Raw genomic sequence first — 14,475 nt, 5'->3', positions numbered from 1 at the left:
CTCAGGTCGCGTCCAGCCGCTGCTGGACCTCGTCGGCGCTGAGGTCCTCGGAGGTCCGCGAAACGATCCACTGGATGCCGAACGGGTCGGCGAAGCGTCCCTGCCGCATGCCGTACGGCTGGTCGTCGATCGGGAAGACGACAGTCGCACCCGCCCGTTCCAGGGCGGCGCCGACGGCGTCGGGGTCGTCGACGTCCAGGGTGAACAGCACCGGCGAGCCGCCGATGGCCGCTGCGGACGGGTCGTGCTGGTCGGCGTCCTTGATGGACAGCAGGCTGCCGCCGATGCGCAGCTCCGCGTAGACGACGGCGCCGTCGGGGCCCTCGTAGCGGACGAGCTGTTCGGCTCCGAGCGCCTGCCGGTAGAACTCGATGGCCCGGTCCGCGCCGTCGACGACGAGCTTCGGGGTCACACTGATCTCACTCATGTGACCATAATGGCGCGCCCGGGCAGCTGGTGATTGGAAGAATCGGTCAACGGCACGTGATTGTGCGCATCGACCGAGCGCGGCCGGTACCGCCCGGGTGTGACACCGGTCAGCGCGCGGAACTCGTGGATGAGGTGGGCCTGGTCGGCGTAACCGTGCGCCGCCGCCAGCAGCGCCCACTCGACATCGTCCCCGGTGGCGTCCGGCAGCACCCGCTGCAGCCGCCGCACCCGGGCGAACTGTTTCGGCGACAGCCCGACGGCGGCACGGAACCGCCGCTGGAACGTCGACGCCGAGAATCCCAGCCGGTCGACGACGGAGGCGACGGCGGCGCCGCGGTCGAGGGCCCGGACGGCGTAGCTGAGCGCGGAGTCGTGGGCCGGATCGGCGGGGCGGGCCGAGCCGATGGCGCGAGCCTGGCCCGTCACGCGGACGGGGCCGGTGGCGCCGACCAGCCGCTCCAGCAGCACCTGTTCGAGCACCGCCAGCCGCGCCTGCGGCGTCGGCGCCGACAGCACTCGCTCGCGCAGCGTCGCTCCGGAACGTCCCCACAGCTCGTCGAGGCCGGTCACCGGATCGGTGAGGACCGCGACCGGTGGGTCGACGAACGCGGCCGCGCCACCTGGACGGAACACGAGCCCGACGGTCGCGGCCTGGTCGGCGGTGTCGACGCCGATGGGCCTCGCCAGCACGGCGCACAGCCCGGCACCGGCCGCGGAGTGCGGCTTGTCGAGCCGTTCGCCGTCGTACCAGCGCAGGCTGTCCGCGGCGAGGTTGACGACGAGCTGAGCCGCGCCCGTCGGGAGCGTGCGGTCGCGGCCGGGCGGAAGCGGTTCGTCGACATACCAGAGATGGTCGACGAACGCCGCCAGCGCGGGGATGGGCCGTCGAGTCAACACATCGACGACCGTACCCACGGCCACCGACAGTCAGTCGTGCCGACCGGTGACCGCCAGCCGTGCGCCCAGGCCGATCATGGCGACGCCGCCGACGGCGCCGAAGGTGCCCAGCCGCGCAGGCGAACGGGCGAACCAGTCGCGAGCGGCGCCGGCGCCGAGCGCCCAGCAGCTGTCCATCGCGAACGCCATCGCCGTGAACACGGCACCGAACAGCAGCATCTGGATGCTGGCCGGCGCGCCAGACGGGGAGACGAATTGCGGGAGGACGGCGGCGAAGAACACGATGACCTTCGGATTCGTGACGCCGACCACGAACGCCTCGCGCGCCGCCCGGCGGGCGCTGGTGACACGGACCGTCCCGGCGGCCGCGGCGGCGAACGACCTGCGGTGCCGGATCGCCTGGACCCCGAGGTAGATGAGATACGCCGCGCCGGCCAGTTTCACGATGGTGAAGACGACGATGGAGCGCTCCACCAGCGCGCCGAGTCCGAAGGCCACCGCCACCACCAGGGCGCCGGCGCCGGCGGCGTTGCCGGCCGCGGAGGCCACCCCGCCGCGGCGGCCCAGGACCAGCGCCCGGCCGACGGTGAACAGCACGCTCGGCCCGGGAACGGCAATGAGCACGAACGAACTGACGACGAACGTCAGCAGATGAGCGGTCGAGATCACGGCGCCTCCTGGGCCCCGACGGTGATTGATCGACAGGGGGTTGGTACCGCTGGACGGGCAGCAACCCCCTGACGATCACCGGGTGAATCAGCGGGCGGCAGTGCCCTCGGTGTAGTCGTCGTCGCTCGACTTCACCCAGCTCATGAGCTTGCGCAGCTCGCGGCCCGTGGCCTCGATCGGGTGCGCCTCACCTTCGGCGCGCAGCCGCTTGAACTCCGGCGCGCCGGCGTCCTGGTCGGCGATGAAACCGGCCGCCCACGAGCCGTCCTGGATCGCCGTCAGGGCGTCGCGCATCCGCTGCTTCACGGAGTCGTCGATGACCTTCGGCCCGGTGGTGTAGTCGCCGTACTCGGCGGTGTCGGACACGCTCCACCGCTGCTTGGCGATGCCGCCCTCGTACATGAGGTCGACGATCAGCTTGAGCTCGTGCAGCACCTCGAAGTAGGCGACCTCCGGCTGGTAGCCGGCCTCCGTCATGACCTCGAAGCCGCTCTGGACCAGCCGCGACACGCCACCGCAGAGCACCGTCTGCTCACCGAACAGGTCGGTCTCGGTCTCCTCGGCGAACGTCGTCTTGATGCCGCCGGCGCGCAGCCCGCCGATGCCCTTCGCGTACGCGAGCGCGAGCGCCCACGCCGAGCCGCTGGCGTCCTGCTCGACCGCTACCAGCACCGGCACGCCCCGGCCGTCGGCGAACTCGCGCCGCACCAGGTGTCCCGGGCCCTTCGGCGCCACCATCGCGACGTCGACGTTCGCCGGCGGCTTGATGTAGCCGAAGCGGATGTTGAAGCCGTGGCCGAAGAAGAGGGCGTCGCCGTCCTGCAGGTTCGGCTCGACGTCGTTGGCGTAGATGTGCCGCTGAACGTGGTCCGGCGCCAGGATCATGATGAGGTCGGCCTCGGCGGCGGCCTCGGCCGGGGTCACGACACGCAGGCCCTCGGCCTCGGCCTTGGCCCGGCTGGACGAGCCCTCCTTCAGGCCGACGCGGACGTCCACGCCGGAGTCGCGCAGGCTCAGCGCGTGCGCATGGCCCTGGCTTCCGTATCCGATGACGGCGACGACGCGCCCCTGGATCACCGAGAGGTCGGCGTCGTCGTCGTAGTACATCTCTGCCACGAGGGCTTCCTTTCTGAGGTTCAGCAGGCGTTCTCCCGCCTCACCAGGCATGCATGCGTGGTGGAGCGGGAGCACACCAACTTAACGTGATCATTTGAGGGTCAGGCGACCCGGTCGACGGGCCGGAGGGCGCGGTCGGTGATCGAGCGCGGTCCGCGCCCCACCGCCACCACGCCGGACTGCACCAGCTCGCGGATGCCGTACGGTTCCAGCACCTTGAGCAGGGCGTCCAGCTTGTCCGAGGACCCAGTGGCCTCGATGGTCACCGCGTCGTTGGCGACGTCGACCACCTTGGCCCGGAACAGCTCGACCGTCTGGAGGACGTGCGGGCGGGTCTCGTTGTCGGTACGGACCTTCAGCAGCAGGAGTTCGCGCTGGACCGACTGGCTCTGGTCGAGCTCCACGATCTTCAGCACGTTCACCAGCTTGTTGAGCTGCTTCGTGACCTGCTCCAGCGGCTGGTCCTCGACGTGGACGACCACCGTCATGCGCGAGACGGCCGGATGCTCCGTCGGCCCGACTGCGAGCGAGTCGATGTTGAAGCCGCGCCGCGAGAACAGTGCGGCGATCCGGGCCAGAACGCCGGGCTTGTTCTCCACCAGCACCGACAGCGTGTGCTTGGTCATCGTTCTATGCTCCGATTCTCTGGTCTCAGTCGTCCGTACGGTCCCATTCCGGGGCCATTCCCCGGGCGATCTGGATCTCGTCGTTGCTGGTGCCGGCGGCGACCATCGGCCACACCATCGCGTCGCGGTGAACGCCGAAGTCGACCACGACCGGGCGGTCGTCGACCGCCATCGCCTTCTCGATGGTGGCGTCGACCTCCTCGGCGGTGTCGCAGCGCAGGCCCACGCAGCCGTAGGCCTCGGCCAGCTTGGCGAAGTCCGGGATGCGGCGGCTGCCCAGGTCGGTGTTCGAGTACCGGCCCTCGTAGAAGAGCGTCTGCCACTGCCGGACCATGCCGAGGCTCTCGTTGTTGATGACCGCCACCTTGATCGGGATGCCCTCGATCGCGCAGGTGGCCAGCTCCTGGTTGGTCATCTGGAAGCACCCGTCGCCGTCGATGGCCCAGACGGTGGCGTCCGGCCGGCCCGCCTTGGCGCCCATCGCCGCCGGGACCGCGAAGCCCATGGTGCCGAGGCCGCCGGAGTTCAGCCAGGTACTGGGGTTCTCGTAGGAGATGAACTGCGAGGCCCACATCTGGTGCTGCCCGACGCCGGCGACGTAGATGGCGTCGGAGCCGACGATCTTTCCGAGCCGTTCGATCACGTACTGCGGCATCAGCTCGCCGGTCTCAGCCGGTGTGTAACCGAGCGGGTAGTTGTCCCGCCACTGGTCCAGCTGCCGCCACCAGCCGGTCAGATCGGCGCGGGTGCCCGCGGCGAACTCGGCCTCGACCGCCGGGATGAGATCGCCGATGACCTCCTTGCAGTCGCCGACGATCGGCACGTCGGCAACCCGGTTCTTGCTGATCTCGGCCGGGTCGATGTCGGCGTGGATGACGGTGGCACCCGGCGCGAACGACGACAGCTTGCCGGTAACGCGGTCGTCGAACCTGGCGCCCAGAGCGATCAGGAGGTCGGACTTCTGCAGCGCGGTGACCGCCGCGACACTCCCGTGCATGCCCGGCATGCCCAGGTGCTGCGGGTGGCTGTCGGGGAACACGCCCCGCGCGGTCAGCGTCGTGACCACGGGGAAGCCGGTCTTCGTGGCCAGCTCCAGCAGCTCCTGCCAGGCCCGGGCCCGCAGCACCCCGCCGCCGACGTAGAGCACCGGCCGCTTGGCCGCGGCCATCAGCCGGGCCGCCTCGCGCACCTGCTTCGCGTGCGGGCGGGTCACCGGCCGGTAGCCGGGCAGGTCCATCTCGACCGGCCACCGGAACGTCGTCGTCGCCTGCATCGCGTCCTTGGCGACGTCGACGAGCACCGGGCCCGGACGGCCCGTGCTGGCGACGTGGAACGCCTCCGCGATGGTGCGCGGGATCTCGGCGGGGTCGGTGACCAGGTAGTTGTGCTTGGTGATCGGCATCGTGATGCCGCGGATGTCGGCTTCCTGGAACGCGTCGGTACCGATGGCGGCGCTCGCGACCTGTCCGGTGACGGCGACCATCGGGATGGAGTCCATGTGCGCGTCCGCGATGGGCGTCACCAGGTTCGTGGCGCCCGGCCCGGACGTCGCCATGCAGACCCCGACCTTGCCCGTGGCCAGCGCGTAGCCTTCGGCGGCGTGCCCGGCACCCTGCTCGTGGCGGACCAGGACGTGCCGGATCTGCCGGGAGTCGAACATCGGATCGTAGGCGGGAAGAATCGCTCCGCCGGGAATCCCGAATACGGTGTCGACGCCGACCGCCTCGAGCGAGCGAATCAGGCTCGCGGCACCCGACATCGTCGTCCCGTTGTCCTTGATGGACTCTCCCTGCGGCATAGCCGGCCCTCTCTGCCTCGTGTGCCTATCGGTGGGCACATCTGCTTTCGCCCGTCTCAACCTGTCCCGTGCAACAAAAAACCCCTCGGCCCGGGTGGGCTCACGAGGGGTAGCGCGTCGGCGAGGAACCGCCTACGCGCTAATGAAGTACGAGAATGCCGAAACGCACGAATGCAACATCCCTCAGCCGACGGGCGCCCGTCAAGGCAGATGCCCAGATGTCTCAGCATCCGGTACACCCGTCCGCATCCCGGGCGCCCGGACGCCGCGGTCAGGCCGGGTCGTAGTCGAAGGCGGGCAAGCCGTCCAGGCTGACGGCGTTCTTCTTACGGCGGTATTCGACCCGGCCCTCGACGCCCTTGCGGTCGGCGTGCGCCGGCAGCATGTCGCGCTCGCCCACGTAGTCCATGAGCGGGACGGCGAAACCGCAGGAGTCGGACACCCGGTGCACGTCGACGACGATGACGGCGCGGGCGCCCCGGCGCTCGGGGAACAGCTCCACGAGCTCGGCGTACTCCGCGTCGTACAGGGAGACGACGCGTCCGGTGCCGTGCAGCCGCACGATGTTGGGCGGGCCGGTGAACGCGCAGAACATGATGGTGATGCGGCCGTTCTCGCGCAGGTGGGCGATGGTCTCGGCACCGCTGGCGGTGTAGTCGAGATACGCCACGGAGTGCTCGCCGAGGACCACGAACGAGCCGCCGATGCCCTTGGGCGAGACGTTCACATGGCCGCCTGGACCACTGGGCGCGGTGGCGACGAAGAACATCTGCTGCGCCTCGATGAACTCCCGCAGCCGGCCGCTGATGGACTCATGCACTTTTCCCACGTGAAACGACCCTACACGTCCCATTCGCCATGATCATCAAGGGTTTTCCCGGTCATAGCCGCGTCAAGTCTTGATGATCATGGGGAGGTGGGGCGCTCGGACACGAACCAGATGCCGACCGCGGGGACGTCGCCGTCGTTGCGGTACCCGTGCGGCGTGGTGGAGTCGAACGAGACGGAGTCGCCTGCCGCCAGGTGGTGCTCCTCGAACCCGAGCGTCAGGATCAGCTCACCGCTGAGGACGTGACCGTACTCGGTGCCCGTGTGCCGCATCAGCAGCCCGGAGCTCGACGACGACCCACCCGGCTCGTAGGTGATACGCAGGAACTCCGTGTGCACGTCCGGCACCTGACCGAGCAACTCCCAGGTGACGCCGGAGTCGAGGGTCAGCACCTCCCGCTCGGCCGCGCGCACCACCGGCCCGACCCGGCGCCGGTCGGACCCGAGCACCCGCAGCGCGCTGATGGTCTCCGACACGACCGCCGGCTCCGCGTTGAGTTCACCGCCGCCAGCGCCGCCACCAGCGCCGTCGCCGGGGACTACCGGACCGTCCGAGCCGGCGCCGTCGGCGGCGAAGAGGTCCTCGATCGAGATGCCCAGCGCGGTGGTGATGGCGTAGAGCGTGCTGACCGACGGCTGGCTCTTGTCGGTCTCGATCTGGGAGATGAGGCTCGGCGACACCCCGATCTCGCGCGCCAGCGCCCGGGCGCTGACGCCGCGACGCGTCCGCTCCTGGCGCAGGCGCTCCCCGATCGCGGGCGCGGACGACGGGCTCACACGACCTCCGGCTGCGTTTAGTGCCGCTGGCCATCTTGACGTGATTGGTCAGCTCAGCTTAACTCGGCGGTAAGTGTAACTGAACAGGTCCTCGTCGCAGGCGCTGCCACTCGGCGAGTCACCGGGGAGGTGCCGCGCCATGTCGATCCGGACGTACGGGCCCAACGCGGTGGACTGGGAACAGCGCATCGACTTCGACCGGCTGCGCACCGAGCGACTCCACCGCCTGCGCGCCGCTCTCGACCGCTCCGACCTGGGCGCGCTGCTGGCCTTCGACTTCGCCAACATCCGCTACATGACCTCCACGCACATCGGGACGTGGGCCATCGACAAGCTCATCCGCTTCGCACTGCTCCCCCGCGGCGGCGAGCCGATCGTGTGGGACTTCGGCTCCGCCGCGCGCCACCACCAGCTGTACAACCCCTGGCTGGACGGCACCGAGCGGGCCCGGGCGGGCATCTCGACGTTGCGCGGGGCCTTCCACCCCGACGCGGGCATCGCCGACGACGTCGCCGCGAAGATCGCGCGAGTGCTCGCCGACCACGGGCTGCAGGACGACCCCGTCGGCGTCGACCTCGCCGAGATGCCGGTGCTGGCCGCCCTCGCCGCCCGCAACGTCGACGTCGTCGACGGACAGCAGGTGTTCCTGGACGCCCGGCGCATCAAGACCGCCGACGAGATCGCCCTGCTCACGCAGGCCGCGTCCATGGTCGACGCCGCGTACGACGAGCTGTACGGCTTCCTGCGCCCGGGCGTGCGCGAGAACGAGTGCGTCGGCGTCGTCAGCAAGGTCCTCTACGACCTGGGCAGCGAGTACGTCGAGGGCGTCAACGCGATCTCCGGCGAGCGGTGTTCGCCGCACCCGCACGTCTACAGCGACCGCATCGTCCGCCCCGGCGACCCGGCGTTCTTCGACATCCTGCACAGCTACAACGGCTACCGCACCTGCTACTACCGCACGTTCGCGGTCGGCAGCGCCTCGCCGGCCCAACGCGACGCCTACACCCGCTGCCGCGAGTTCATCGACCAGGCCATCGCCACCGTCAAGCCGGGCACCACGACGGCGGACGTGGTCACGCTGTGGCCGCGGGCGCAGGAGTTCGGCTTCGCCGACGAGGAGGCGGCGTTCGCGCTGCAGTACGGCCACGGGGTCGGGCTGTCGATCTGGGAGAAGCCGATCTTCTCCCGGCTGGTCTCGCTGGAGCACCCGGAGGTGCTCGAGGAAGGCATGGTCTTCGCCCTGGAGACGTTCTGGCCGGCCGCTGACGGCTGGTCCGCGGCCCGCATCGAGGAGGAGGTCGTGGTGACCGCCGACGGCTGCGAGGTCATCACGAAGTTCCCGGCCGAGGAGCTGCTGGTGGCCGGGCGCAGGTACTGGACCGTCGGCGGCCCGCTGACCTCGCTGCGCGAGTCGCAGTCGCACCTCAACACCGCGGCGGGCGCCCCCGCCGGTGACGGAGTCGCCCCATGACCGAGGCCACCGAGCTGCTGCGGCTGCACGAGACGATGTCGGTCATCCGGCGCACCGAGAAGGCCGCCCATGACCTGTTCATGTCCGGCCTGGTCAAGGGGACGACGCACCTGGCCGCCGGGCAGGAGGCCGTCGCCGTCGGCGCCCGCGCGGCACTTCGAGACGGCGACTACGCGTTCGCCACCTACCGCGGGCACCACCACGCCATCGCCTGGGGCGCCACCCCGGCGGAGTGCCTGGCCGAGCTCATGCAGCGCGCGACCGGGCTGAACAAGGCCAAGGGCGGTTCGATGCACCTGACCAAGGCGGCCAGCGGGATGCTCGGCTCGTACGCCATCGTCGGCTCCCACCTGCCGATGGCCGTCGGGGCCGCCTGGTCCGCGCGCCTTCGCGGCACCGGTCAAGTGGCCGTCGCGTTCTTCGGCGACGGCGCCACCAACATCGGCGTGTTCCACGAGGCGCTCAACCTCGCCGCGGTCTGGAAGCTCCCGGTGCTCTTCGTCTGCGAGAACAACCTTTATATGGAGTACACGCCGATCGGCAGCGTCACCGCCGTCGCCAACCCGGCGGCCGACCGGGCCTCGGCGTACGGGTTGCCGGCCGAACTCGTCGACGGCAACGACGTGGTGGCGGTCCAGGACGCCGTCGTCCGCGCGGCGCAGGTAGCCCGCGCCGGGGACGGACCCACCGTGCTGGAAGCACGGACCTACCGGCACTACGGGCACAGCCGCACCGATCCGGCGAGCTATCGGCCCGACGGCGAGCTGGAGTCCTGGCTCGAGCGCGACCCGCTGACGGTGTCGGCGCACCGGCTGCGCTCGCTCGGCCTGACCGACGACGACATCAAAGCCGCCGAGGATCGCGCCGCCTCCCTGGTGGACGACGCGGTCGACACCGCGAAGTCCGCGCCGGACGCCGACCTGGCCGAGGCGTTCACCGACGTGTGGGCGGACGGAGGTGCGGCATGGCGGACGTGACGACGTACCGGGAGTCCGTGGCCGAGGGCATCGCCCGCGAGATGCGCCGCGACGACACCGTCGTGTGCCTGGGCGAGGACATCGGCGCGGCCGGCGGTGTCTTCAAGACCACGGCCGGGCTGTTCGAGGAGTTCGGCCCGCGGCGGGTATGGGACACCCCGATCTCCGAGCAGGCGATCGTCGGGGCCGCCATGGGCGCGGCGATGACGGGGATGCGGCCGGTCGCCGAGATCATGTTCAGCGACTTCCTCGCCTGCTGCTGGGACTACCTGGCCAACGAGATCCCGAAGGTCAGGTACATGACGGGCGGGCAGGTGACGGTGCCGCTGGTCATCCGCACCGCGAACGGCGGCGGCCTGGGGTTCGGCGCGCAGCATTCGCAATCGGTCGAGAACTGGGTGCTGACGGTTCCCGGCCTGAAGATCGCCGCACCGTCGACGCCGGCCGACGTGGTCGGACTGCTGGCCACGGCGATCCGCAGCGACGACCCCGTCGTGTTCTTCGAGCACAAGGGGCTGTTCGCGAGCAAGGGCGCGCCGGCACCGGACGGCCACGAGGTGCCGTTCGGTCAGGCGGCGCTGCTCCGGGAGGGCGCCGACGTCACCCTGGTGGCGCTCGCCTCCACCGTCCCGCTGGCGCTGGCCGGCGCGGACCGGCTGGCCGAGCAGGGGGTCCGGGCCGACGTGCTCGACCTGCGCACGCTCGTCCCGCTGGACGTGTCGTCGGTGCTGCGGTCGCTGGAGCGGACCTCACGGCTGGTCGTCGTCGAGGAGAACCCGTATCAGGGCGGTTGGGGCGGCACGGTCGTCTCCGTCGTCGCCGAGGAGGGATTCGAGCTGCTGGACGCGCCGATCCGGCGGGTGGCGGGCGCGAACGTGCCGCTGCCGTTCGCCGACGCGCTGGAGGAGCAGGTGATCCCCACCGTGGACAAGGTCGTCGACGCCGTCCGGGCGCTCGTCGACTACTGACTCGACCACTGATCCGACTACCGACCCGAGGCTCCCTGCACCATCGCGACGGAGGGATGGTCCATGAATACCCGACTGCTGCTGCGCAACGGTCACGTGATCAGCATGGATCCGCAGATCGGCGACCTGCCGCACGGTGACCTCCTGATCGAGGACGGCACCATCGTCGCCGTCGGGGCAGGCCTGGCCGCCGAGGTGACCGACGCCGACGTCATCGACGCGACCGGGCGGATCGTCGTTCCCGGTTTCGTCGACACGCACCGGCACACCTGGGAGACTGCGATCCGCACCTGCGCGCCGGACGCGACGCTCGACGACTACTTCGTCGAGGTGCTGGACAGCTTCGCACCGCTGTACCGGCCCGACGACGTCTACGCCAGCAACCTGGCCGGGTCGCTGGAGTGCCTGAACGCGGGCATCACGACGCTGGTCGACTGGTCGCACATCAACAACACCAGCCAGCATCCCGACGCCGCCATCGCCGGACTGCGCGAGAGCGGGATCCGCGCGCAGTACGCGTACGGCTCGGCCAACACGTCGCTGGCGACGTACTGGTTCAACAGCGCCGAGGTCATCCCCGGCGACGACGTCCGCCGGGTGCGCGACACCTACGTTCCCGGCGACGACGGACTGCTCACCATGGCACTGGCCACGCGCGGCCCGGGCTTCTGCCAGGACGAGGTCGTCCAGGCGGAATGGAACCTGGCCCGCGAGCTGGGCATACCGATCACGGTGCATGTCGGCATGGGGCGGCTCGCGGGCCGGTTCGCCATGGTGGAGCAGCTCGACCGGCTCGGGCTGCTCGGGCCGGACACCACGTACGTCCACTGCTGCTACTTCAGCGACCACGAGTGGCGCCGGGTCGCCGACACCGGCGGCACCGTCTCCATCGCAGCCCAGGTCGAGCTGCAGATGGGGCACGGCTGGCCGCCGATCGCCAAGAGCTACCAGTTCGGGCTGCGGCCGAGCCTGTCCATCGACGTGGTCACGACCGTGCCCGGCGACATGTTCACGCAGATGCGGGCGGCCTTCGCCGGCGACCGGGCCCGCATCAACGCGACCAGCTGGGAGGCCGACACCACCGTGCCGGAGACCATGCTGACCGCACGCAGAGTGCTGGAGATGGCCACGATCAACGGCGCGCACGTGGCCGGCCTGGAGGACCGCACCGGTTCGCTGACCCCGGGCAAACGCGCCGACGTCGTCCTCATCGACGCGACCGCGCTCAACGTCGCACCGGTGATCGACCCGGTGGCCGCGGTCGTCCTGGCCGCCGACGTGTCCAACGTCGAGACGGTGATCGTCGACGGCATCGTGCGCAAGCGGGACGGGCGACTGCTGGCCGACACCGTCCGGGCCCGGGAGCTGGTCGAGGGCGCCCGCGACCACCTGGTCACCGAGCTGGCGAAGCGCAAGGCGGACGCGGCGTGACGTCGCGGCACCTGGTCCGCCCCGCGGCCCAGGCCGGCTACGACGAGCCGGCCGGCTGGGCCGCGGGCGCCACCGGCTACCGGCGGTGGACGGTGGTCGGCGAGGACACCGGCGCCGTGCACACCGGGTTCGGGTTGTGTGAGCTCGACCCCGGCGGAGCGGTGCCGTCGCACGTTCACTCCTTCGAGGAGTCCTTCCACCTGCTGTCCGGCTCAGCCGTCGTCGTCACTCCCGACGGCGCGCACCGGGTGACAGCCGGCGACTACGGGCTGATCCCGGTGGCGCTGCCGCACGCCTGGCGCAACGACGGCGGCGATGTCGCGCGCTGGGCGGAGATGCAGGGTCCGCAGCCGAGGCTGCGCTTCGAGGACGACACGTTCCTGGTGCCGGAGCTGCCGGTGAGCGACGCCGTGCCCGTCGACGTCCGCGATCCGCGCACCCACCGGTTCGGGAACATCCGGCCGTCGCACCTCGACCCTGCCCAGCAGTCGCAGCAGCTGCTCGCCGTCTCCGCCAGCATGCGTACCGCCCTGCTGGTCTATGGCGGCATCAACGTCAAGCAGATGGTCGACAGCGACCTCGGCGCCCAGCTGACCACCATGTTCATGGTGCAGTACGACCCCGCCGGCGCGGCCAGCCCGCACGACCACCCGTTCGAGGAGACGTACCTGATCCTTGACGGCACGGTCGAGGCGTCCTTCGACGGCCAGACCTACCTGCTGGAACCGGGCGACATCGCGTGGGCCGGGGTCGGCTGCGCGCACGCGTTCGCCAACGCCGGCGACGGCATCGTGCGCTGGCTGGAAACACAGGCACCGCAGCCGCCGCCCCGGTACTCGTACCGGTTCGCGCGCGACTGGAACTACCTGCGCGAGGTGTTGGGAGGCTCCGGTGAGTGATCGCAGGACGCTGCTGGTGGTCGGCGGTACGTCCGGCATCGGCCGCGAACTCGCCGCCCGCCGGGCCGCCGGCGGCGACGACGTCGTCATCACCGGCCGTGACCCTGAGCGGACCGCCAAGGTGGCCGCGGAGATCGGCGACCACGTCCGAGGGGTCGCGGTCGAGCTCGCCGCCCCCGCCGCCATCGGTCCGGCGCTGGCCGGTGTCGAGCGGGTCGACCACCTGGTCGTCGCGGCGATCGACCGCGACCAGAACACCGCCGCCGGGTACGACGCCGTGAGCGCCAGCCAGCTGGTCACGCTCAAGCTGGTCGGGTACACCGAGGTGATCCACACGCTGCTGCCGCGGCTGGCTCCCGACGCCGCCATCGTGCTGTTCGGCGGGCTGGCGAAGGACCGCCCGTACCCCGGATCGACCACGGTCTCCACCATCAACGGCGGCATCAGCGGCCTGGTGCACACCCTCGCCGTGGAGCTGGCCCCGATCCGGGTGAACGCGATCCATCCGGGGATCGTCGGCGACAGCCCCTACTGGCGGGGCAAACCGCTGGACGCGGTGCGCGCCCGCACCCCGACCGGGCGGCTGGCCACCATGGCCGACGTCGCGGACGCCGCGGACTTCCTGCTGCGCAACGGCTCGATGAACGGCGTGAACCTCGCCGTCGACAGCGGCTGGCTGCTGACGTGAGCGGTGTGATGGGCAGGGTCGGAGTGGTCGGCGCCGGCCGGATGGGCGCGGCGATGGTGGGCCGGCTGCGAGCGGCCGGGGCGGACGTCGTCGTCTACAACCGGACGGCATCGCGCGCGGACGCGGTGGCGGAGGCCACCGGAGCGCGAGTCGCGCCGACGGCGCGGGAGGCGGCCGCGGCCGGCCCCGTCGTGCTGGTCTCGCTGGCCGACGACGCTGCCTGCCAGGCGGCCTACGCGGGCCCGGACGGCGTGGCCGCGGGCGTCGGCCCGGGCACCGTCGTCGCCGACACCAGCACCGTCGACCCGCGAACGGTTGGGTCGCTCGCCGCGGCGGTGCGCGAGCGCGGCGGCGGGTTCCTCGACGCGCCGGTGTCCGGCAGCGTGCCCCTGGTCGAGCGCGGCGAGCTCACGGTCATGGCCGGCGGGACGGCGGCCGACCTGGACCGGGCCCGACCGGTGCTCGACCGGCTGGCCCGCCAGATCTTCCACGTCGGCGACACCGGCGCCGGTGCCACCATGAAGCTCGCCGTCAACGCGCTGGTACACGCCCTCAACGAGGCGCTGGCGGAGGCGCTGGTGCTGGCCGAGCGCGCCGGGGTGGAGCGGTCGGTGGCCTACGAGGTGTTCGCCGGCAGCGCCGTCGCCGCACCGTTCGTGCTCTACAAGCGGGCGGCGTTCGAGCGGCCGGACGAGACGCCGGTGGCGTTCAGCCTGGACCTGGTCGCGAAGGACCTGGAGCTGATCCTCAGGCTCGCGGAACGCACCGGAACCCGGATGCCGCAGGCGGCGACCAACCAGCACGTCGTCGAGGCCGCGCTGGAGGCAGGCCTCGGCTCGCAGGACATGAGCGCGCTGGCCGGCTTCCTGGAACACCCACCCCGGTGATCAACAGGCCGTGC

The 14,475-nt window shown here is 71.1% G+C and carries 15 protein-coding genes; 7 read left to right on the top strand and 8 right to left on the bottom strand.

Annotation, left to right across the window (positions count from 1 at the left end; all coding sequences use genetic code 11):
* Position 1 precedes the first annotated feature (1 nt).
* The 8 genes from JIAGA_RS0109055 to JIAGA_RS0109020 all read right to left on the bottom strand — a co-directional run bounded on the left by JIAGA_RS0109055 (position 2) and on the right by JIAGA_RS0109020 (position 7,140).
* Entirely contained in the window at positions 2 to 427 is a 426-nt protein-coding gene (locus JIAGA_RS0109055; protein WP_026875411.1) for a VOC family protein, read from the bottom strand.
* Positions 424 to 1,326: a helix-turn-helix domain-containing protein gene (locus JIAGA_RS28585; protein WP_169738842.1), complete on the bottom strand. Its 903-nt coding sequence runs from the start codon at positions 1,324 to 1,326 to the stop codon at positions 424 to 426. Before JIAGA_RS28585 ends, JIAGA_RS0109055 begins: the two co-directional genes overlap by 4 nt.
* Before the next feature lie 30 nt (positions 1,327 to 1,356).
* Positions 1,357 to 1,995 (bottom strand): LysE family translocator, encoded by a 639-nt coding sequence (locus JIAGA_RS0109045; protein ID WP_026875410.1) that lies wholly within the window; start codon positions 1,993 to 1,995, stop codon positions 1,357 to 1,359.
* A gap of 87 nt (positions 1,996 to 2,082) precedes the next feature.
* A complete protein-coding gene (gene ilvC / locus JIAGA_RS0109040) occupies positions 2,083 to 3,111 on the bottom strand; it encodes a ketol-acid reductoisomerase (RefSeq protein WP_026875409.1) in 1,029 nt (342 codons plus the stop codon).
* Positions 3,112 to 3,212: 101 nt separating this feature from the next.
* Positions 3,213 to 3,737 (bottom strand): acetolactate synthase small subunit, encoded by a 525-nt coding sequence (ilvN, locus tag JIAGA_RS0109035; protein WP_026875408.1) that lies wholly within the window; start codon positions 3,735 to 3,737, stop codon positions 3,213 to 3,215.
* A 25-nt stretch (positions 3,738 to 3,762) separates the two neighbouring features.
* Positions 3,763 to 5,595 carry an acetolactate synthase large subunit gene (locus tag JIAGA_RS0109030; RefSeq protein ID WP_084469582.1) on the bottom strand — a complete coding sequence of 611 codons (1,833 nt, stop codon included), beginning with the start codon at positions 5,593 to 5,595 and terminating at the stop codon, positions 3,763 to 3,765.
* A 211-nt stretch (positions 5,596 to 5,806) separates the two neighbouring features.
* The gene (locus JIAGA_RS0109025; RefSeq protein WP_026875406.1) at positions 5,807 to 6,364 is read right to left on the bottom strand and encodes a pyridoxamine 5'-phosphate oxidase family protein; all 558 of its coding nucleotides are present in this window, start codon (positions 6,362 to 6,364) and stop codon (positions 5,807 to 5,809) included.
* Between the two features lie 77 nt (positions 6,365 to 6,441).
* On the bottom strand, positions 6,442 to 7,140 hold the full coding sequence (locus JIAGA_RS0109020; protein ID WP_026875405.1) for a helix-turn-helix domain-containing protein: 699 nt from the start codon (positions 7,138 to 7,140) through the stop codon (positions 6,442 to 6,444).
* A gap of 139 nt (positions 7,141 to 7,279) precedes the next feature.
* Between JIAGA_RS0109020 and JIAGA_RS0109015 the strand changes: the two genes are divergently transcribed.
* The 7 genes from JIAGA_RS0109015 to JIAGA_RS0108985 all read left to right on the top strand — a co-directional run bounded on the left by JIAGA_RS0109015 (position 7,280) and on the right by JIAGA_RS0108985 (position 14,461).
* The gene (locus tag JIAGA_RS0109015) at positions 7,280 to 8,611 is read left to right on the top strand and encodes a M24 family metallopeptidase (RefSeq protein ID WP_026875404.1); all 1,332 of its coding nucleotides are present in this window, start codon (positions 7,280 to 7,282) and stop codon (positions 8,609 to 8,611) included.
* On the top strand, positions 8,608 to 9,588 hold the full coding sequence (locus tag JIAGA_RS0109010; RefSeq protein ID WP_026875403.1) for a thiamine pyrophosphate-dependent dehydrogenase E1 component subunit alpha: 981 nt from the start codon (positions 8,608 to 8,610) through the stop codon (positions 9,586 to 9,588). The genes JIAGA_RS0109015 and JIAGA_RS0109010 overlap by 4 nt, the downstream gene beginning before the upstream one ends.
* Positions 9,576 to 10,556: an alpha-ketoacid dehydrogenase subunit beta gene (locus JIAGA_RS0109005; RefSeq protein WP_026875402.1), complete on the top strand. Its 981-nt coding sequence runs from the start codon at positions 9,576 to 9,578 to the stop codon at positions 10,554 to 10,556. Before JIAGA_RS0109010 ends, JIAGA_RS0109005 begins: the two co-directional genes overlap by 13 nt.
* A gap of 63 nt (positions 10,557 to 10,619) precedes the next feature.
* Positions 10,620 to 11,987, top strand: a complete 1,368-nt coding sequence (locus tag JIAGA_RS0109000) for an amidohydrolase family protein (protein ID WP_026875401.1) — start codon at positions 10,620 to 10,622, stop codon at positions 11,985 to 11,987.
* A complete protein-coding gene (locus JIAGA_RS0108995) occupies positions 11,984 to 12,886 on the top strand; it encodes a cupin domain-containing protein (protein WP_026875400.1) in 903 nt (300 codons plus the stop codon). Before JIAGA_RS0109000 ends, JIAGA_RS0108995 begins: the two co-directional genes overlap by 4 nt.
* On the top strand, positions 12,879 to 13,574 hold the full coding sequence (locus JIAGA_RS0108990; RefSeq protein WP_026875399.1) for an SDR family oxidoreductase: 696 nt from the start codon (positions 12,879 to 12,881) through the stop codon (positions 13,572 to 13,574). The genes JIAGA_RS0108995 and JIAGA_RS0108990 overlap by 8 nt, the downstream gene beginning before the upstream one ends.
* An 8-nt stretch (positions 13,575 to 13,582) precedes the next feature.
* Positions 13,583 to 14,461, top strand: coding sequence for an NAD(P)-dependent oxidoreductase (locus tag JIAGA_RS0108985; protein WP_026875398.1), 879 nt, complete (start codon positions 13,583 to 13,585; stop codon positions 14,459 to 14,461).
* Positions 14,462 to 14,475 lie beyond the last annotated feature (14 nt).

The sequence above is a fragment of the Jiangella gansuensis DSM 44835 genome (genome assembly GCF_000515395.1).
Lineage (GTDB): Bacteria > Actinomycetota > Actinomycetes > Jiangellales > Jiangellaceae > Jiangella > Jiangella gansuensis.
Note: the sequence above shows the minus strand (reverse complement) of the source record. Positions and strands in the feature narration are given on the sequence as shown.